Origin of the sequence: Tenacibaculum soleae, assembly GCF_001693415.1 — a bacterium.
In the GTDB taxonomy this organism is placed as follows: domain Bacteria; phylum Bacteroidota; class Bacteroidia; order Flavobacteriales; family Flavobacteriaceae; genus Polaribacter; species Polaribacter soleae.
Genome location: NZ_MAKX01000002.1, coordinates 138,426 through 159,338, shown reverse-complemented (window position 1 = coordinate 159,338; position 20,913 = coordinate 138,426). Strand labels below are relative to the sequence as shown.

Genomic DNA, 20,913 nt, shown 5'->3' with positions numbered 1-20,913 from the left:
CGAGAATTGTCAGCCGAGCCACTAAGCTTATACTTATTTTGTGTTTTTATTTTGTCGACTTAAAAATAATCAAATAAGAAAAGCGACATTGTAAATAAAGACAAAATTTTGGGCTAAAATCAAAAACCCACATTAATTTTATACGTTGTTGGCAACTGGCTTTTATAAAGTATATTTTAATTCTCTCTTTTTAAAAGCTTCAAAACCTCCTTCTAAAATTTCACAAACGTGTTGTTTTATTCCTTGTGAATATAAAATTTCTTCAACACTATCGTCTTTATTTTTAGAACTTTCTAAACTACCTGATACATAATCAAATTTGTATTCACTTGTGTTTTTGGAATCATTACCGTGCTGATTAGATACAACTACTAATTCACTATCTGAACCAACAACAATATTTGGATTGTGTGTTACTATAATAATTTGTCTGTGTCTTTTTTTATTTTTTATATAAGTAACCAATTCATTGTATATGGCTCTATTGTCAAGGTCGTCTTCAGGTTGGTCAATAAAAATTGGACAGTCTTTATTACTAAAATCTAACAAAAGTCTTAAAACAACAAAGGCTTTTTTACCTTCCGACATATGTTTAAAAATATCTTCATAAATAATATCGTAAGAAATTTTAAAAAAATTTGTGCATAATATCTTAAGAGAAAGATTTACATTGTTGTAACTGCCTTTTAATGTTATTTTGTTAAATAATAATAACTCGAAAAGTTCGAAAACAGAAGTGAAAAAATCTTCAAAAGTGTCTATTTTTTGTTTTACAATTTCTTGACCTTGTTGACTCTGTTGGTTTATACTTGAAGTTAATATTTGTCGGTACTTGTTTATATTTAAATTGGCAGTAGCTTTTATTTCAAGTTTATCAGATTTTATACTAAGCTTTTCTTTTATTAAAATAATTTTATTGTGGTATTCTCGAAAATCAGTTTTTACTGATTCTTTAATTTGCTTGTATTGTTCTTTTAATGCTTTCTCTTGTTTTTTTAGTTTTTCTATTTCGAATATTTTATCAGTTTGAATTTTTAATTTACTTTCAATTTCTTTGTATTGTTTATTATTATCAAATACACTACTACCTTTTAAGTATATTGGATCTTTAGTTATTTCTTCATTTGATGATTTTATTGTAATAATTTCATCCTTAAGAGATTTAATTAATTCTTCAATCTTTGAACTCCAAGCTGTTTGAAATTCTGTTTTTAGGTTGTTGAAAACTTCATTAACTGATGATTTTGTTGGTTCTAATAATTTTACAAAATCAAATTCTAAATTTTCGTTGTAAATTTTTTTGTCTTTTATTAAAAAGAGCTTAAGTATTTCACTTTCTGTAGATGTTATTTTATTAGTATTATCATTAAATTTTGAAACTAAGGCTTTATATTTTATAGTATCTTCCTCTGATATTTCTATTTTAGCTTTTAATCCTTCTAAGTTTGCTGTAAGTTTTAATTTTTCTTTATTAATACCTTCTTCATCTCCAAGTTCCTTTTTTTCTTTTAATAATTTACTAAAATCATTTATAGTTAGATAAAGCTTGTTTATTTTTTCATTTATTTTTGAGTGATTACTTTTACTAAAACTATTATATAACTCTATTTCATTTTTTTTATCTTCATTTTGAGTTATTATTTCCTCAATAAGTTTATCTAAATCATTGTTTTTGTTTTTTGCAAGATGATACATATAACTTTGGGGGAAATATTCAATATTTCTGTCATTATTTTTTTCGCCATCTTTCCAAGTTACACTCAGATTAGAAACAATTTGAGAAATATAATTTGAATATTCTTCATTTTCAAATTTAACTTCTTTGTCTGTATTTAATTTTTTTGCAATTGAACCTAATAGTATAGATTTTCCTGTAGACCTACCACCAATGATTGTGTTTAAATTTTGATTTAGATATAAAGAAATTGGAGCAAAATCTGAATGATTAATTGTTATATTGTCAATAGCTTGATAACCTGATTTTTCTTGAGGTTTATTGGCTTGAATTCTAACTCTTTCACTTGGTTCATATATAACTTGTTTAAGTCCTTCAAATGTTTTATCTGCTTTAATCCAGCAATTTTCCTTTAGAACGTATTTTTTAATATTATGATTATCAGAAGCTATAATCATAGGTATATGTTTTTTAATATGTGGAAAGACTATGTCTAAGTACCCTTCTTTGTCTTCAACTTTGCCTAATTCATAAAAATCAACAAGTTTAGCTATATCTGTTTTTTGAGCAATTGAATGAGATAATGAATTAGTAATATTTTCAATTGAATTAGTCTTAGTACCAGCGTGAATTGTTACAATACCTCCTAATTCTTTTATTAATTCAGAGGTATCTTTTAAAACACAATAAACTTCATTGTGTTTTTTACTCTCACTTTTTATTTTAAGTAAATCAGTTTTGTTTTCTAATTGTCCCCAAATGAGTTCTAAATTAGCGCTTTCTGAAAAAATCCCAATATAATGTATAGGTTCTCTATCTCTTAATTCAGCTAAAAATTCAATACCAGGTAGAACGGTTATGTTTTTTTCTTTACCAAGTTTTTGAAGTTCTTTAATTCTTTCTATGTCAATTGTATGATGGTCAGTAATAGCAACAACAGATATGTTTTTCTCATATAAACCATCAATAATTTCTTGATTTGTTACACTTTTGTCTTGATAATCATAAGATGTTGGTGTGTGAAAATGTAAGTCCCATTTTCTCCACTCTGAACCTCTTTGAATTTCTTTCATAGTTTCTTTTTTTGCTTGTTGCCAACTCATTATATGCGTAACTTTATTCTCATTATTCCACTTTTAAAAAGAATAACACAAAGTATCAGCAATTTTTTTCTTGTAAATATAACAAAATCAATAAATAGCATTCCTTAAAGTTTTTAATAAGTTATGCACAGTTTTTGCTAATTTCGCCATTCAAAATATAGATGCATGATTACTGTAGATCAATTAACGGTTGAGTTTAGTGGAAAAACCTTATTTAAAGATGTTTCGTTTGTAATAAACGAGAATGATAAAATTGCTTTAATGGGTAAAAACGGTGCCGGAAAATCAACTATGATGAAAATTATAGCAGGAGTTTCTAAAGCTAGCAAAGGCGGAGTTAGAAGTCCGAAAGATACAGTAGTTGCATACTTGCCACAGCATTTGTTAATGGAAGATAATTGTACGGTTCGTGAAGAAGCATCGAAAGCTTTTGATGCTGTTTTTAAAATGAAAGCCGAAATGGATTCATTAAATAAACAGTTAGAAACGCGTACCGATTACGAATCGGAAGAATACATGAAAATTATTGAGCGTGTTACGGATTTAGGCGAAAGTTATTACGCATTAGAAGAAGTAAATTACGAAGCTGAGGTAGAAAAAGCACTAAAAGGATTAGGATTTAAGCAAGAAGATTTTGATAGGCTAACATCAGAGTTTAGTGGTGGTTGGCGTATGCGAATTGAATTGGCTAAAATTTTATTACAAAAACCCGATTTAATTTTATTAGATGAGCCTACGAATCACGTAGATATAGAATCAGTGATTTGGTTAGAAAACTTTTTATTAAACAAAGCCAAAGCAGTTGTGGTAATTTCGCACGATAAAGCATTTATCGATAATATTACCAACCGAACTATTGAGGTTACCATGGGAACGATTCACGATTATAAAGCGAATTATTCGCATTATTTAGAGCTTAGAAAAGAACGTCGTTCACATCAAATAAAAGCCTACCAGGAACAACAGAAAACAATTGCTGATATTAAAGGATTTATAGAGCGTTTTAAAGGAACGTATTCTAAAACAAATCAAGTTGCATCGCGAGTGCGTATGTTAGAAAAAATTGTTCCTATTGAGATAGATGAGGTAGATACAACGTCGTTAAAATTACGTTTTCCGCCCTCACCACGTTCGGGAGATTATCCTGTAAAAGTAGAAAGTTTAACCAAAAAATACGGCGATTTGACCGTTTTTGAAGAGGCTAGTTTTTCAATTGCTCGTGGCGAAAAAGTGTCGTTTGTTGGGCGTAACGGAGAAGGAAAATCAACCATGATAAAAGCTATTATGGGCGAAATAGATTTTGAAGGCGAATGTGGCTTAGGGCATAATGCAAAGGTTGGATATTTTGCACAGAATCAAGCCTCATTATTAGACCCTGAATTAACCGTTTTTCAAACCGTAGATGAGGTTGCAGAGGGTGATATAAGAACTCAAATAAAAAACATTTTAGGACGTTTTATGTTTGCTGGCGATGATATTGAAAAGAAAGTAAAAGTGCTTTCGGGTGGAGAAAAAACACGTTTAGCAATGGTTAAATTATTGCTAGAACCTGTAAATGTGTTAATTTTAGATGAGCCTACAAATCACTTAGATTTACGATCTAAAGATGTGATAAAAGAAGCTTTAATGCATTTTGACGGAACTTTAATTTTGGTATCTCACGATCGTGATTTCCTACAAGGTTTATCAGAAAAAGTATTCGAATTTAAAGACCAACGTGTTATTGAGCATTTTGAAACTATTGATGCCTTTTTAGAGCGCAATAATATAAAAGCATTAAAAGAAATTGATTTATAAGGTTGATTGTCTTATCTATCTAAAAAATCTTGATAGGCTTTTTGGCTAATTGCTTTTCCTAAAGAATCTAAAGGTTTGTAATTTCCTTTTTTAATTACGGGTTTGTTGCTAACATAATCGTAAACAAATGTTCCGTTTTTAGAAATAGTACCAAATCCTTTGTTAAAAACATAATGAACATACTGATTTTTAGAGTTGTTAAAAATATGTTTTCCGTATTCAAATTGTTTCGAATTTCCGTTTAGTAAATCGGTTAATGTATATGCAAAATCACTTTGGGCACTAAAGTTATCAATTGTAATTCCTGTTTTTGCTAATGCGCCACCTAACCAAACCATTGGTATTTGAAACTTTTTAGGAGCGTTAAAATAACCTTCGTGCTTTGGTAATGGATGTCCGTGATCAGACATAATTACAATTAATGTATTATGCCACCAAGGTTGTTTTTTAGCATCTTCAATAAATTTACCAATTGCTTTATCAGTATAAGCCTGTGCACTTTTGTATAAGTTTTCTTCAGAATCTTTTCCGAACTTGTATTCATCAGGAAACTCATAAGGTTCGTGACTTGTTAAGGTTAGTCCGATTTGAAAAAATGGTTGTTGTAGTGTTGGTTCAGATAAATCTTTCATAAAACGATCTAAAAAAATATGATCGTGCGCACCCCATTTCGAATTCCAATTTTCTTTATCAAATTCGGCCCCGTCTATAATTTTATCAATACTACCGTTGCGTAAATAGGTAATCATATTACCAAAATTACTGTCGCCACCATAATAAAACCCGGTATTATACCCTAAATTTTTCATTTCTTTGGTTAATGTAGGTAGTGATTTTGATTTATGTGGCATTTTCATGATACTGGTTGTAGGTTGTGGATAATAACCACTTAAAATTGCAGGAACACCTTTGTCGGTTCGATCGCCATTTCCGTAAAAATTGGTAAATAAAATACCTTCTTCTGATAATTTATTTAAATTTTCGGTAACATTATGTGTACCTCCTAATACTGCTACAGATTTTGCAGATAAACTTTCCCAAATAAGCAGGATAACGTTAGGTTTTTTGATGTTTAAAATAGTATCAGATCCTATTAAAAGTTGATTTCTTGTTTTGTTTATAATATTTTCAGCAACCTTTTCTTTATAATGTTTGTACGGGTTTTTATCATCTATTTTATGGGTTAATGTGTTGGCAAAATTCCAAATAAAATTTACTGCCGCATGATTAGCAAACATTTTTGTAGAAAAATATACATTACTTTGGTTGATAGGAATATTTGCAAATCCGCCTCGTATAGGAATAATTAAAAAACCAATCATTAAAAGTAAAATAGGTATTTCTAAAAAAGAACCTTTCGTTAAATTATTGGTGATTTTTCGGATTACTTTATTGAAAAAATAAATTATGATAAGAGAAATAAGAATCCATATAAAAACACCACCTATAAGTTGTATTGTAGCAACAGAAGCTAACATTAATTTAGGGTTACTTAAATAACTTACTAATGTAGCATCGATACGAACTCCCCAAGATCTATATAAAATAATATCAATTAACATTAATAAAGTAATACCAAAAATGAGGATAAAGGTGTATGTTTTAATACAATAAGATATAATTTTTTTGGGTATCCAAATAGAAAAAATAATAATTAAAAACGGAATAGCAGTTAAATATGCTGCAAACGAAAAATCTAATTGAATTCCGTATAAGAAGGTTTTTAAAATAGTAATAAAACCTAACTCAATAGTTTTATCAAAATAAAAAGTTAAAAATAAAAAACGAGCAAGTAAAAAATAAGTTACCCATAAAAAGTAATACGTAACATTAAATAAAAATCTGTTTTTAAAACTATTCATAATGATTTTATTTCGAAGAGGTTTTTTTATTCGGTAACTTTTAAACGTGCTTTAGCGGTAACTGAAATATCAGAAAAATCGGCATCTAAATACTTTAAGTAGCCAGCAATAGCAATCATTGCGGCATTATCGGTAGTGTATTCAAATTTAGGAATATAGGTTGTCCATCCCCAATGTTTTTCGGCAAGTGTTAAGCGTTTTCTAATTTCTGAATTTGCCGAAACGCCACCAGCAATGGCAATATGTTTAATACCGGTTTGTTTTACAGTGTTTTTTAATTTCTCCATCAATATTTCAACAATAGTGTATTGAATAGAGGCACAAATATCATGTAAGTTTTCTTTAATAAAATTAGGGTTTTCTTTCACGTTTTTTTGAATGAAACGTAAAATACCTGTTTTTAATCCACTAAAACTAAACTGTAAATCACCAACTTTAGGTTTTGTAAATTGGTAGGCTTTCGGGTTTCCTAACTGAGCATATTTATCAATTAATGGGCCACCCGGATAAGGTAAACCTAATATTTTAGCTGATTTATCAAAGGCTTCACCTACAGCGTCATCAATAGTTTCGCCCAAAATTTCCATATCAAAATAATTGCTAACTTTTACAATCTGTGTATGTCCGCCACTTATGGTTAAACATACAAAAGGAAAAGGTGGGGTTTTACTATCCTCTTCATCAATAAAATGCGCCAAAATATGTGCTTGCATATGGTTCACATCTATTAATGGAATGTTTAATCCTAAGGCAAAAGATTTAGCAAAGGAAGTACCAACCAATAACGAACCCATTAAGCCAGGACCACGAGTAAAGGCGATAGCATTTAAATCGTTTTTAGTAATATTAGCCTGTTCAATAGCTTGCTGTACTACCGGAACAATATTTTGTTGGTGCGCTCTTGAGGCAAGTTCAGGAACTACACCACCATACTTAGCGTGTATTTCTTGATTAGCAACCACGTTACTTATTACTTTTCCGTTGTAAATTACCGAAGCACTTGTATCGTCACAAGAGCTTTCAATACCTAAGATATAGCTGTTTTTTGTACTCAATGTTTTTTGTATTAAAATGCAAAAATATCGATATTGCGTTAGAATTTCGTTAAAATTAATATTTCTTTAAAATAAGGCAGCATTTTTGCAGTTAGCTGATTACATTTGTTGGTCATTTTATGAAAGGTACTATTATTAAAAAATTAGGTAAAATACTATGGAGATTCTTAAAGTACGTGTTGCTTTTTATAATCTTGCTTATTATTTTACTATCATTACCTTATGTACAAAGTAAGTTAGCAAAAGAAGCAACAAATTGGGTTAATAAAGAGTTTAATACTAATATTGTTGTAAAAAGAATTGATTTATCGTGGTTAGGAAGCGTTCAGTTAAAAGAAATTGAAATAAGAGACCATCATAAAGATACCCTTATTTTTGTTCAAAATTTAAGCACTTCACTACTAAATGCCAAAAAAGTATTAGAAAATCGCGTTGATTTAGGCGAAGCTTCTTTAAAAGGCGCTTATTTTAATATGAGAACCTATAAAGGAGAAAAAAATGATAACATGGCTGTTTTTTTAGATAGCTTTGAAGATGGTAAACCACGAGATAGTTTGGCAACTCCTTTTGTTTTAGGAAGCGATAAAATTGCTATTGAAAATTTAACTTTTAAATTACTTGATGAAAACGATAAAAAGCCATTAAAATTTGCAGCTTATAATGCAAGTGGTAATTTATTAAACTTTTCAATTGTAGGACCTAATGTTTCTCTTAAAATGAGAGAAATGAATTTTACTGAAAATAGAGGTATTAAGGTAGTTAATTTTTCTACAGATTTTATGTATACTAAAAAATACATGGATTTTAAAAATACACTATTAGAAACCAACAATGCCTCAAAATTACAAGGAGATATAAAATTAACATACAACCGTAAAGATTTCGTTAATTTTAATGATAAGGTAAACTTTAAAGCACAATTATCAAAAAGTGCTCTTGCAATTAAAGATTTAAATAAATTATATAATGAGTTAAACGGAAATGATATTTTGTATTTTACAGGAGTCATGGAAGGTGTATTAAATAACTTTAGCGCCAATAATGTTAAACTTCATTCTAAAAATGGAATGAAAGTAATTGGAAATATGGGGTTTGTTAATGCTATAAAAACAAGTAGAGGTTTTGTTTTTGACGCTGAATTTGATAATGTAACGGCAAATTATTTTCAATTAAAAAACGTACTTCCTAATTTATTGGGTAAGTCATTACCATCAGAGTTTCAGCGATTAGGAAACTTTTCTCTTAACGGAATTGTTAGGATTACTCCTGAACAAATGAATGCAACACTTTCTGTAAAATCAGAAATTGGTACTATAATATCTGACTTACAATTAACAGAAATAGATAATATTGATGAAGCAGCTTATGTGGGTGAAGTAGAGTTTGATAAATTTGATTTAGGAGTTTTTACTAACGATCCTATACTTGGCCAAATATCGCTAAAAGCTGATGTAAATGGTAGAGGGTTTAATGTAGACAATATAAATACTATTATTATTGGAAAGGTAAGTAGTCTTAGTTTTAATAATTATGAATATAAAAATTTAAACGTTAATGGTCAATTTCAAAATAAAAAATTTGATGGATTATTAGATGCAAGAGACATTAACTTTAAAATGAATTTTGAAGGATTAGCAGATTTTTCATCAGCAATAAATAAATTTGATTTTGTAGCGAATATTGATAAAATTGATTTAAAAAAAACAAACTTATTTACACGTGATAGTATTGCAAAATTAAAAGGGAAAATCAAATTAAATATCTCAGGAAATACTTTTGATGATATTATAGGTAAAGCAATATTTAAAAATGTAGTGTATACAAATCAAAAAACACAATATCCTTTTAAAATTTTTGAAATAAATTCATCCGTAAAAGATAGTATTAAAACCATAGCTGTTAACTCAGAAGATATTGTTAAAGGTGAGCTAAAAGGAAAGTTTTCATTTGAAGAGTTAATGCCAATAACTCAAAATGCTTTAGGAAGTGTTTATACAAATTATGTACCGAACAAAGTAACTCCAAATCAATTTTTAGATTTTGATTTTACAATTTACAATCAAATTATTGATGTGTTTTTACCCAATATATCCATTGGTAAAAATACAAGATTAAAAGGGAAAATTAATTCTGATAAAAATGCTTTAAAACTAACATTTACATCGCCTCAAATAAATGCATACAAAAACGAAATAGAAGACGTAATATTAAGATTAGATAATAAAAATCCATTATACAATACCCATTTAACCGCAGGTAAAATTAATACCAAATATTACAATATAGAAAAGTTAAACTTATTAAATAGAACACAAAATGATACCTTATATTTTAAATCTGTTTTTAAAGGAGGTATAGATTATACAGAAAGTTTTAATGTAGATTTTTATTATACAATTAATGAGTTGCAAAAATCAGTTGTAGGCTTACAAAAATCAACCTTTAACTATAAAGGGTATGATTGGGTTGTTAACAATAAAGAAAACAAAGAACATAAAGTAACTTTTGATTTAAAAGAAAATAATTTTTTAATAAGTCCATTTACACTCGAATCTGGACAGCAAAAAATTCAATTTAAAGGAATTGTTAGAGATACCACTTACAAAGACTTAAAAGCTGATTTTAATAAGGTAAAATTAGGTAGTTTTTTACCTATAATAGATAATTTGAAATTAACAGGAGACCTAAGTGGTAGTGTTGATTTTAAACAAGAAAATAAAAAATTAACGCCCAAAGGAAATCTGCTGATAGAAAATTTTCATATAAATGATTCATCTCAAGGAGACTTGGCATTAAACGTAACAGGTGATAATTCATATGAAAAATATAAAGTAAACCTTTCTTTAATAAGTGAAAAGGCAAAAAATATTTCAGCAATAGGAGGGGTAGATTTATCAAAAGAAAAGCCAACAATTGATTTAAATGTTTCTTTAAAAGAATATGAAATAGCTGCTTTTAGTCCTTTAGGAGAAGAAGTTTTAGATAAACTTAGAGGAAAAGTAACAGGAGATTTTACAGCAAAAGGATATTTAAATAATCCTGATTTTCAAGGGGTTTTAAATTTTGAAGAAGCTGGTTTAACATTTCCGTATTTAAATATTGATTTTGATTTAAAAGGAAACACAAGTATTGTTTTAGAAGAGCAGCAATTTAAATTAGATAACGTTTTATTAGAGGATACAAAGCATCAAACTCAAGGAACTTTATCAGGTTATATTGCACACCAAAACTTTAAAGATTGGTTTTTAAAATTAGATATAGATACTGATAATTTATTAGTATTAGATACAAAAGAGAAAGAAGAAACATCGTACTACGGAACTGGATTTTTAAATGGGAATGCCGAAATTAGAGGACTTACAAATAATTTAGATATTGTTGTAGAAGGAAAAACAAATAAAGGGACAGTGTTTGTAATACCTTTAAACGATGTAAAAACGATAGATAATTATAAATTAATCCGTTTTAAAACAGGTAAACCAAATGAGGAAAAAATAAACAAAAGTATTAAAGATATAAAGGGGCTCGATTTAAAAATTAATTTAGAAGTTACTAAAGATGCTATTGCACAGGTTGTTATAGATAAAGTGTCTGGGAGTGAATTAAAAGGTAGTGGTGAAGGTAATTTAAGAATTGATATAAATACGCTAGGTAAATTTAAAATGTATGGCGATTTTGAAATAGACAAAGGACTATATAATTTTAAATACGCAGGAATATCAAAACCTTTTACCGTTCAAAAAGGAGGAACCATAGCGTGGAATGGTAATCCGTATGAAGCAGAATTAGATTTAACCGCCATTTACCAAACCAAAGCAAATCCAGCACAATTGTTAGATAATATTAATTCTAACCGTAAAATACCGATAGACTTATACACAAAAATAACAGGAGGTCTATTTAATTCTAAACAAGAATTTGATATAAAAATTCCAAACGCAAACTCTACAGTTGCCTCTGAGTTAGAGTTTATATTAAACGGAAACGATTTAAATACGAAAATGCAACATTTTTCTTTTTTATTAGCTTTCGGAACCTTTTATAATGAAGATGCAATAGGTAATAGCGCAGCTTCTGGTTTAACAGGAACTGCCTCAGAAATAGCATCAAGTATTTTAACAGATATGTTAAATAATAAAGATAATAAGTTTCAATTAGGATTAGGTTATACGCAAGGAGATAGAGGTAATGTAAATGATTTAAGATCAGATGATCAGGTTGATGTATCTATTACAACACAATTAAGTGATCGCGTTTTAGTAAATGGTAAAGTAGGTGTTCCTGTTGGAGCAAATACCCAAACAAGTGTAGTTGGCGAAGTAAAAGTAGAGGTGTTATTAAATGAAGAAGGTAGTTTAAGAGGTACTGTTTTTAATAGACAAAACGAAGTGCAATACTCTACAGAAGAAGAAGGTTATACACAAGGTATTGGTCTTTCATATCAGGTTAATTTTAATAACTTATCAGATTTAGGTAAAAAATTAGGATTAAAGAAAAAAAAGAAATCAATAAAAATAGACACATTACAACTTAAAAAAAATAAGTTAATTAAATTTAAACCAGCAAAGAAAAAAGATTAATCAATTTATATGAACAGAACAAGTAAAGATTACCTTGTAATAATATTAAAAGGAATGGCAATGGGAGCTGCAGATGTTGTTCCTGGGGTTTCAGGAGGAACTATTGCTTTTATTTCAGGAATTTATGAAGAGTTACTAAACTCAATTAGTAATATTAATTTAAAACTTTTTAAAACATTAAAAAAAGAAGGAATAAAAGCAGCTTGGCAACAGTTAAATGGTAACTTCTTAGCATCTCTTTTTGTTGGTGTTTTTATCAGTATTATATCTTTAGCAAAAGTAATTTCTTGGATGTTAATAAGCCATCCAATTTTATTATGGTCTTTTTTCTTTGGATTAGTTTTAGCAAGTATAATATATATAGCTAAACAAATTACAAAATGGAATATAATAACGGTTGTGTTAGCTATTTTAGGAGCTGTATTAGCATACTATATTACCACTTTAAATCCTATGATATCTGAAAATTCCTCAACACTTTTTATGTTTTTTGCAGGTGCAATAGCAATTTGTGCGATGATTTTACCAGGTATTTCAGGTTCTTTTATATTAGTGCTTTTAGGGGCTTACAAACCCGTTTTAGAAGCAGTAAATAATCGAAATATTACAACTATAGCAGCTATAGGAGCAGGAGCTATTATTGGATTATTGTCTTTTTCTAGAATTTTAAAGTACTTATTTAAAAACTATAAAAATTACACATTAGCGGTTTTAACAGGTTTTATAATTGGTTCTTTAAATAAAATATGGCCATGGAAAAAAGTACTAACTTTTAGAACAAATTCTCACGGCGAAAAAGTACCCTTTAACGAACTTTCTATTTCTCCTTTTTCTTATGAAGGAGACTCGCAAATAATTTATGCATCTGCACTAATAATTTTAGGATTCGTATTAATTTTAATACTCGAAAAAATTGCAGTAAAGCAGCAATAATATTTTAGTTATCTAATAAATAAAGATGTATATCAAACGTACTTTATCTGAAAAAACTAGTCTTTTTTTTAAAGGATTAATTATGGGAGGAGCAAACAAAGTTCCTGGGGTTTCAGGCGGTATGGTTGCTTTTGTAATGGGGTTTTATAATGAGCTTATTTATTCTTTTCAAAAAATAAATGGTAAAGCCTTTATGCTTTTGCTAAGAGGTAGGTTTAAAAGCTTTGTACAATATACGAACTTGCAATTTTTGGCATTGGTGATGCTTGGGAGTATGTTTAGTTATTTTAGTATTTCTTTAATTTTAGATTACTTTCTAAAAAATTATGAAGGCTATGTTTGGTCATGGTTTTTCGGAATGATAATAGGATCTATTTATTACATTTCAAAAGATTTTAATGACTGGAAACTTAAAAACGTTATTTCATTAATTATCGGTATTTCAATCGGAATATTTATTAGTTTTATGACTCCTGCAAAAGAAAATGACAATCTTTGGTTTGTGTTTATTTGTGGAATTATTGGTGTTTCAGGAATGACTTTACCAGGTTTATCAGGCTCATTTATTTTAATATTATTAGGTAATTATGTATTATTATTAGTTGATAGTGTAAATGTTTTAGGAGGGGTTTTAGTAAATGTTTTATCTGGTAATTTTGAAGTTTTAAAAGATCAAACAAAAATTAAATATCTAAAAATTATAACTGTTTTTACAGCAGGATCAGCTTTTGGATTGGTATCTATGTCTCATATATTAGGATATGTTTTAAAAAAATGGAACCAAATTGTAACAGCAATAATTATCGGATTTATCACCGGCTCTTTAGGTATTGTTTGGCCATGGAAAAAAACAATATTTAAAATAAAAAACAAAAACTTTTTATTAGATCAAAAAGGAAATAAAATAGTTGAAAACTACGAACGTTTTATTCCTGATTTTTCAATAACTCAAACATGGATTTCAATCATGTTTATTCTTTTAGGTATTGCCTTAATTTTAATAATCGATTTTTATGGAAAAAAAAGAAAATAAAAGTATTTACGCTTTAGTTGGTAAAAATATTTCATATTCATTTTCTAAGGGATATTTTACAGAAAAGTTTAAAAAATTGAAATTAGATAATAGTGAATATATAAATTTTGATATTCAATCAATCAATCAACTTCCTGAAAAAATAAAAGAATACAAAGGTACTTTAAAAGGAATGAATGTTACGATTCCGTATAAATTAGAAGTTTTTAATTTTTTAGATAAAATAGATAAAAAAGCACAAAAAATAGGAGCTGTAAACACAGTGAAAATTTCAAAAAAAGGAAAACTAAAAGGGTTTAATACAGATGTATATGGCTTTAAAAAATCATTAAAACCTTTATTAAAAGCACATCATACAAAAGCATTAATTTTAGGAACAGGAGGTGCTTCAAAAGCTATAGCTTATGTGTTAAAAAAACAAAATATAAAATATAAATTTGTATCAAGGAATCCTAAGGGGAAGAAAGAAATTTCTTATCAAGATGTAATTAGTAAAACTATTCAGTCTAATTATTTAATAATTAACTGTACTCCTTTAGGTACACATCCTAATATTAAAGAATTTCCAAGTATTCCTTATGAATTTATAACAAGTAAGCATTTATTATTTGATTTAATATATAATCCAACTGAAACGATGTTTTTAAAAAAAGGAAAAGAAAAAGGAGCAGTAGTAAAGAATGGATTAGAAATGCTAGAGCAACAAGCCGAAAAAGCTTGGAAGATATGGAATAGTGATAACTAGTTTAAAATAAAATTTGGTATTCTATAAGAATCCGTATATTTATAAAATAAATCTAAAAGGAACCCAAACATTGTAGATATGTTAGAAAATAACGAGGAAATAATACAAGAACCAACAGTTCAAAAAAATTCAGTCATTAAAGAACAAACTAATGATGCAGTAAATGAAGTAGAGAACGAAGTAGCAAACGAAGCTGAAAAAGCAGAGGAGAAGCACACAATACCAATGTTAGATTATGCTGCAATGGAGTTAGAGTTGTTGGTTGAAGAATTAAAAAAGTTATTGAATAATTATCAAGTTCAACAATTAAAAACCAATGTTGATGCACTTAAAAATGCTTTTAATACAAAATTTGGTGTCTTATTATCTGAAAAAAAGGAAGCTTTTTTAGCAGAAGGAGGAAACTCTATAGATTTTCAGTTTTCAAGCCCAGTAAAATCAGAATATAATAAATTATTAGGAGAATATAAGGTTAAAAGAGACGCTTATTATTCACAGTTAGAAAAACAGTTAAAGGAAAATCTTGACAAGAGAAATAGCTTAATTGAAGAGTTAAAAGCACTAATTGTTAATGCAGATGCAAAAACAATGTATAATGATTTTCAAGAGATTCAAAAAAAATGGAAAACAATTGGGCCAGTTCCAAAAACAAAATATAACGATACTTGGAAAATATATCATCATCACGTTGAGCGTTTTTATGACCTATTGCATTTAAATAAAGATTTTAGAGAGTTAGATTTTAAACATAATTTAGAAGAAAAACTAAAGTTAATTTCACGAGCAGAAGCTTTGAATGATGTAGTAGATGTAAATGTAGCATTTAAAGATTTACAAGACTTACATAGATTGTGGAAAGAAGAAATAGGCCCAGTAGGTAAAGAACATAGAGAAGATGTTTGGAATAAGTTTAGTGAGGCAACAAAAAAAATACATGATAAACGTCATCAATATTTTAGAGAATTAAAATCTAAATATCAAGAAATGATTGACGCAAAATTAGAGGTAGTAAATCAAATTAATGTATTTGATACTTCTAATAATAAATCACATAGTGATTGGCAAAAGAGTATTGTCGAAATTGAAAAATTAAGAAAAAAATATTTTGATATAGGAAAATTGCCGTACAATAAAAGCGAAGCAGTTTGGCAAAAATTTAAAGAAGCAACAAAAAAGTTTAATAGTGCTAAAAATGTTTTTTATAAAGCAGAGAAAAATATTCAAAATGAAAATTTAAAAAATAAAATAGCATTAATAGAATTAGCTGAAAGTATTAAAGATAGTGAAGATTGGATTGAAGCAACAAATACTATGAAACGCATTCAATCAGACTGGAAAAAAATTGGCCATGTACCAAGAAAATTTTCAGATGATATTTGGAAACGATTCAAAAATGCTTGTAATTATTATTTTGATAGGTTTCATGCTCAAAAAAATGAGCAAAATAAAGAGCAACTAGCCATTGTAGAAGCAAAAAAAGTTTACATAGAAGAAATTAAATCTTCTGAAAACTTAACATTAGATACGATAAAAGAAAATATTTTAAAATGGAGAGATTTAGGTGCTTTGCCAAGAAATGCTCGTCATTTAGATGAAAAATTTAATAAAGCAATAGATGCACATTTAGGTAACTTAGATATGAGTAAAAATGAGATTGAAATGATGAAGTTTAAAAACATCATTGATACTTATTTGTCGCAAGAAGATTTTAAAAAAATAGATAATGAACAATACTTTATCCGTAAAAAGATAGATGAATGTGTAAAAGATATTCAGCAATTAGAAAATAATCTAAGTTTTATTTCAAATGCTAAAGATGATAATCCGTTAGTATTAAATGTTAGAAAGGGAATAGAAGAATTTAAAACTAAATTAACTATTTGGAAAACTAAACTGAGCTATATAAAAAAAATAGACTACTAAACAAAATATAACTACTTAAAAGGAACTGTTTTAGAACCTCAGATTAAATTATAATCTGAGGTTTTTTTATTCATTAATTTTAAATATTACATGGGTCAAAACTAAAATAATTATTAAATGAAGACCTTTTTAAAATAAATTACGAATGTACTTGAGTTAACCTTTTTTTTAGAAAAGCTACATAAACAAGATATTAAAAAGTTATTAGAAAATGAGTTAGATACTCATTTAAATCACGAAAATAACTATAAAAGTAAAGACACTAAACTTGGTAATAATTACAGCAATCGACAATTTAATAGGGTTACTGATACAATAAAACAATTTTACTTAACTTTCACTAAACGAATCAATACTGTATGTTAAATAAGAAACCTTTGTTGTTATGTAGTTTGGATTGGTAAAAGAAGCTTACTATTAACATGTAAAAAATATATATTTGATCAATAAAATAGGTACCCAAATCAGTTTTAAAAGGTTTCAAAGATTAAATGATAGCCAAGTATTCTTACGTCATTAAAAGTTGAAAAACAATTAGGTTGCACTCACCGTGTTTTCATCTTTCTTATTGAAATTAGAATAATCATTTACATTACCAAACTTATAAGAAAACCTAAATAGAAAAATTAAAAAATACATCAAAAATAAACTCTCGTTACTAACGCGCTTGATGTGGTTATGAAATCAGTATTTTATGCCTTAGAGAAAGTGCTAAAAAATTGACCATGTTAATCAGGAATAGGGGAGTTCATATTTTAAAACAGGATTAAACTATAAATAATTTAATCCTGAGATTTTAAAAGTTACAAACTTTTGAGTTAGCGTCTTAAAATTTATCAATCTAAATTAATAATTAACTACCAACTTCTATTTATTTAGATTTGTTGTGTTACAAGTTACTCAACGTATAACTATTTTAATTTTGTACTAATATTTTTACGTAAAAATATATATTTTTTTAATCACAAAAAAGAGTCTTAAATTATATATAATTTAAGACTCTTTTTCTATTGTTTACGTAAAATTTTTTTATTGATTTTGTAATGTAAAGTTAATAGGAATAAAATATTCAACATTAGCAAGTTTTCCATCATGCTTACCAGGAACAAAAGTAGCAAGTTTGGAAACCATTCTTTTTGCTTCTTGCTCTAAAAGTTCTCCGTTTTCAGGTCCTCTCATTCTAATATTACTTACTTTACCTTGTTTACCTATAATGAAACGAACCCAAACTTTACCTTCAATACCTTGTGTAGCGGCAGCTTCTGGGTAGTTAAAATTTCTTTGAATATGACTAATCATTCTGCTGTTAAAACAGTTGATTTTCTCACTGTCTTTAGCTTTTAAACAAGCATTAAATAAAGGAATAGTTTGTACATCATTAAATTTAACGAAGTCAGTAATTAATTTTTCTTTTTTAATAGTTTTCTTAACTCCTTTTTTTATTGTTCTTTTGGTAGTGTTTTTAACCACACTAGCATCAGGATGTTTAAATGTAATTGGAACACCGTATTTAACCTTTACAGCCTTACCATTATGTTTACCAGGAATAAATTTTGGAAGTTTATTTACAATCCTACTAGCTTCAGCTTCTAATGAAGAACCTCCTTTAGGCCCTCTCATTTGAACTGTAGCAACATTACCCTGTTCGTCAATGGTAAACTGTACAAGTACTCTTCCCTGAACACCTGCATCAATAGCATCTTGTGGATATCTAAAGTTTTTTATAATATGTTTGTGCATTTGAGTTTCAAAACACTTAGATTGTTTTATTAATGGAACATTGTTACATTTAGAAAATAAAGGAATTTCCTCAACAAGGTTAAAAGGTATTCTTTCAATAGTTTCAGAATTATCTTCTAACTCAAGTTTACCAACTAATAAAGTATTTTTCTTAATATTCGCCACTTTTTGAGAAGTAGTATTTCCACCAATAGCAGAAACAGCCTCATTCTTTTTACGAACAACACGTCTTCTTGTTGATACTTCAATGGTTAATTGCTTTTTACCTCCACCATCGGTATCTTCAATAGCACATTTTGTAATACTGTTTGGATCTGCTATAGATTCATCAGAAGTAGCACAAACTTCTTGTGCAGCAGCAGTGATAGACATAAGTACGGCTATAACTAATAAGGGAAATTTCTTCATAATCAAACTCTATTTAAGGGGTTAACAAGAGTCGTTAACTTTTATTAATGATGTAAAAATATGAAAAAATATTATATAATCAAACTTATTTTTATTTTAATGTATTGATAACTACGTTTTTATTGTAGTAAGTTTGTTTTTTTAGTTTATAAAGGTGCTGTTTTTATGTTATAATTTATTACCTGTGTTATGTGTAAAATATAGATTTGTTATGATAATAATATTCTTTTTATTGCTTTATTTCTAAAAAAAAACTTGTTTTGTTAATATTTTCTTTATTAATAAAATAACGTAATATTATTTAGTTTAGTGTTAGGTTAAAAGGAAACGAATAAGTAACAATAACCGGAAGCCCTTTTTCTTTACCAGGGGTAAAGTTTGGTAGTTTATAAAGTATTCTGCTTAACTCTCTATGAAGTAATTTATCTTTATTTTTACTTTTAATTTGTGGATTTATTACTTTACCATAAAGATCAATGCTAAATTGTATAAAAATTTTATCCTTAATCATTCTATCACCAAATTTTTCTATATGAAAGTTTTTGGAAAAATGCTTGTTAATCCTTCTTTTAAAGCATTTTTTATTAGAGGATTTTGTTGATTTTTTACAAGATTCAAACATCGGAATTTCTTCAACTAACGTAAATAACACCTTTTTAGATGTGGCTAATTTATTTTGTTTTTTATCAATTTTTCTATTTCTGTGATTCATCCTTTTTCTAGAAACTTTAGTTTTAATAATGTTTCTAGTTGTAGTTTTTTCTTCTTTAATATCACATTTTTTTATAGATATTTCATTTAAATCGATAACATTTTCGGTCGGAGTTTCACAAACAGCTTGACTGTAAATATTCGTGTAGTTAAAACAGAATATGCTAATAATAATCAGGGGGATAAATTTTTTCATTTGTTGTTTTTTTACATTGTAAAGATGAAAAATCAAACCCATTTACAGTTTATGTAATTGTAATATGTGTTTTAATAAAAATGATAATAATTGTTAAGAAAGTTAACTTAGCGTAAACAAAAAACTCCCCATTTTTCAATAGAGAGTTTTATAAATATATTTAATTAAGAACGCAAGTGTTATTTTACATCCATTAATTCAACATCAAAAATTAACGTTGCATTTGGTGGAATTACACCTCCAGCACCTGCTTCACCGTACGCTAAGTTAGATGGAATTACTAAACGGGCTTTATCGCCCACTTTTAGTAACTGAATACCTTCATCCCAACCAGCAATTACTTGACCTACACCAATAGCAAAATCAATTGGTTGCTTGCGTTTATATGACGAATCGAAAACCGTACCGTCTAATAATTGACCTTTGTAGTGTACAGAAACCGTAGCGCCTTTTGTAGCTTGTTTTCCGTCACCATTTTGTAAAACTTTATAACGTAAACCCGATGCAGTTTCATCATAACCAGCAGCAACAGAATCTAATAATTCTTTTTGTTTTGCTAATTCTTCTGCTTCACGTTTTTCACGTGAACCTTCAAAAGTTCTAAAAGCTTCAACAGCGTTAAATTTTTCAGCAGCCTCACCAACACGAATAATTTCAACATCCATCGTATCATCTTGGGCAATAGCATCAACCACATCCTGTCCTTCAATAACACTTCCAAAAACAGTATGTTTACCGTCTAACCATGGTGTAGCAACGTGTGTAATGAAAAACTGAGAACCGTTAGTTCCAGGACCTGCATTTGCCATAGATAATTTACCAGGTGCATCGTGTTTTAAATCTGCATGAATTTCATCATCAAATTTATAACCAGGATTTCCAGTTCCAGTACCTTGAGGGCATCCACCTTGCACCATAAAATCTGCAATTACACGGTGAAACTTTAATCCATTATAATATGGAGTTCCTTGTGGCTTTGCGTCATTTTCTAAATTTCCTTCTGCTAAAGCAACAAAGTTACCTACAGTTCCAGGAGTTTTTTCATGTTCTAAATTCACTAAAACATCACCTTTCGATGTTTTAAACTTTGCGTAAATTCCGTTATTCATTTTACTATTATTTACTAATTAAACTATTATTTTGGGCGCTCGA

Annotated in this window: 12 protein-coding genes; 6 read left to right on the top strand and 6 right to left on the bottom strand. The window is 28.1% G+C overall.

Annotated features, from left to right (window positions below; genetic code table 11):
- Positions 1–162: 162 nt before the first annotated feature.
- Positions 163–2,778 (bottom strand): TrlF family AAA-like ATPase, encoded by a 2,616-nt coding sequence (locus BA195_RS07945; RefSeq protein ID WP_068704247.1) that lies wholly within the window; start codon positions 2,776–2,778, stop codon positions 163–165.
- Positions 2,779–2,943: 165 nt separating this feature from the next.
- Between BA195_RS07945 and BA195_RS07940 the strand changes: the two genes are divergently transcribed.
- Positions 2,944–4,575, top strand: coding sequence for an ABC-F family ATP-binding cassette domain-containing protein (locus BA195_RS07940; protein WP_068704246.1), 1,632 nt, complete (start codon positions 2,944–2,946; stop codon positions 4,573–4,575).
- An 11-nt stretch (positions 4,576–4,586) separates the two neighbouring features.
- Here the strand turns inward: BA195_RS07940 and BA195_RS07935 are convergent, their stop codons facing one another.
- Complete coding sequence (locus BA195_RS07935) at positions 4,587–6,437, bottom strand: LTA synthase family protein (RefSeq protein WP_176714972.1); 1,851 nt, start codon at positions 6,435–6,437, stop codon at positions 4,587–4,589.
- Between the two features lie 26 nt (positions 6,438–6,463).
- Positions 6,464–7,492 (bottom strand): tRNA (adenosine(37)-N6)-threonylcarbamoyltransferase complex transferase subunit TsaD, encoded by a 1,029-nt coding sequence (gene tsaD, locus BA195_RS07930; protein WP_068704240.1) that lies wholly within the window; start codon positions 7,490–7,492, stop codon positions 6,464–6,466.
- A 119-nt stretch (positions 7,493–7,611) separates the two neighbouring features.
- Between tsaD and BA195_RS07925 the strand changes: the two genes are divergently transcribed.
- The 5 genes from BA195_RS07925 to BA195_RS07905 all read left to right on the top strand — a co-directional run bounded on the left by BA195_RS07925 (position 7,612) and on the right by BA195_RS07905 (position 16,706).
- On the top strand, positions 7,612–12,072 hold the full coding sequence (locus tag BA195_RS07925; RefSeq protein ID WP_084443122.1) for a translocation/assembly module TamB domain-containing protein: 4,461 nt from the start codon (positions 7,612–7,614) through the stop codon (positions 12,070–12,072).
- Between the two features lie 9 nt (positions 12,073–12,081).
- Positions 12,082–13,005: a polyprenyl-phosphate transporter gene (locus BA195_RS07920; protein ID WP_068704238.1), complete on the top strand. Its 924-nt coding sequence runs from the start codon at positions 12,082–12,084 to the stop codon at positions 13,003–13,005.
- Positions 13,006–13,030: 25 nt separating this feature from the next.
- Positions 13,031–14,038: a DUF368 domain-containing protein gene (locus BA195_RS07915; RefSeq protein ID WP_068704236.1), complete on the top strand. Its 1,008-nt coding sequence runs from the start codon at positions 13,031–13,033 to the stop codon at positions 14,036–14,038.
- The gene (locus BA195_RS07910) at positions 14,019–14,783 is read left to right on the top strand and encodes a shikimate dehydrogenase family protein (protein ID WP_068704235.1); all 765 of its coding nucleotides are present in this window, start codon (positions 14,019–14,021) and stop codon (positions 14,781–14,783) included. Before BA195_RS07915 ends, BA195_RS07910 begins: the two co-directional genes overlap by 20 nt.
- Positions 14,784–14,861: 78 nt before the next feature.
- Entirely contained in the window at positions 14,862–16,706 is a 1,845-nt protein-coding gene (locus BA195_RS07905) for a DUF349 domain-containing protein (RefSeq protein WP_068704233.1), read from the top strand.
- A 1,029-nt stretch (positions 16,707–17,735) separates the two neighbouring features.
- Here BA195_RS07905 and BA195_RS07900 read toward each other — a convergent pair.
- The 3 genes from BA195_RS07900 to BA195_RS07890 form a co-directional block, all read right to left on the bottom strand.
- Positions 17,736–18,854 (bottom strand): energy transducer TonB, encoded by a 1,119-nt coding sequence (locus BA195_RS07900; protein WP_068704231.1) that lies wholly within the window; start codon positions 18,852–18,854, stop codon positions 17,736–17,738.
- 301 nt (positions 18,855–19,155) lie between these two features.
- A complete protein-coding gene (locus tag BA195_RS07895) occupies positions 19,156–19,761 on the bottom strand; it encodes a hypothetical protein (RefSeq protein WP_141677672.1) in 606 nt (201 codons plus the stop codon).
- 179 nt (positions 19,762–19,940) lie between these two features.
- The gene (locus BA195_RS07890; RefSeq protein ID WP_068704226.1) at positions 19,941–20,870 is read right to left on the bottom strand and encodes a peptidylprolyl isomerase; all 930 of its coding nucleotides are present in this window, start codon (positions 20,868–20,870) and stop codon (positions 19,941–19,943) included.
- Positions 20,871–20,913: the final 43 nt, after the last annotated feature.

Coding starts and splice junctions, on each gene's coding strand:
- BA195_RS07945 (WP_068704247.1), bottom strand. CDS start 2,778: ATGAGTTGGCAACAAGCAAAAAAAGAAACTATGAAAGAAATTCAAAGA.
- BA195_RS07940 (WP_068704246.1), top strand. CDS start 2,944: ATGATTACTGTAGATCAATTAACGGTTGAGTTTAGTGGAAAAACCTTA.
- BA195_RS07935 (WP_176714972.1), bottom strand. CDS start 6,437: ATGAATAGTTTTAAAAACAGATTTTTATTTAATGTTACGTATTACTTT.
- BA195_RS07925 (WP_084443122.1), top strand. CDS start 7,612: ATGAAAGGTACTATTATTAAAAAATTAGGTAAAATACTATGGAGATTC.
- BA195_RS07920 (WP_068704238.1), top strand. CDS start 12,082: ATGAACAGAACAAGTAAAGATTACCTTGTAATAATATTAAAAGGAATG.
- BA195_RS07915 (WP_068704236.1), top strand. CDS start 13,031: ATGTATATCAAACGTACTTTATCTGAAAAAACTAGTCTTTTTTTTAAA.
- BA195_RS07910 (WP_068704235.1), top strand. CDS start 14,019: ATGGAAAAAAAAGAAAATAAAAGTATTTACGCTTTAGTTGGTAAAAAT.
- BA195_RS07905 (WP_068704233.1), top strand. CDS start 14,862: ATGTTAGAAAATAACGAGGAAATAATACAAGAACCAACAGTTCAAAAA.
- BA195_RS07900 (WP_068704231.1), bottom strand. CDS start 18,854: ATGAAGAAATTTCCCTTATTAGTTATAGCCGTACTTATGTCTATCACT.
- BA195_RS07895 (WP_141677672.1), bottom strand. CDS start 19,761: ATGAAAAAATTTATCCCCCTGATTATTATTAGCATATTCTGTTTTAAC.
- BA195_RS07890 (WP_068704226.1), bottom strand. CDS start 20,870: ATGAATAACGGAATTTACGCAAAGTTTAAAACATCGAAAGGTGATGTT.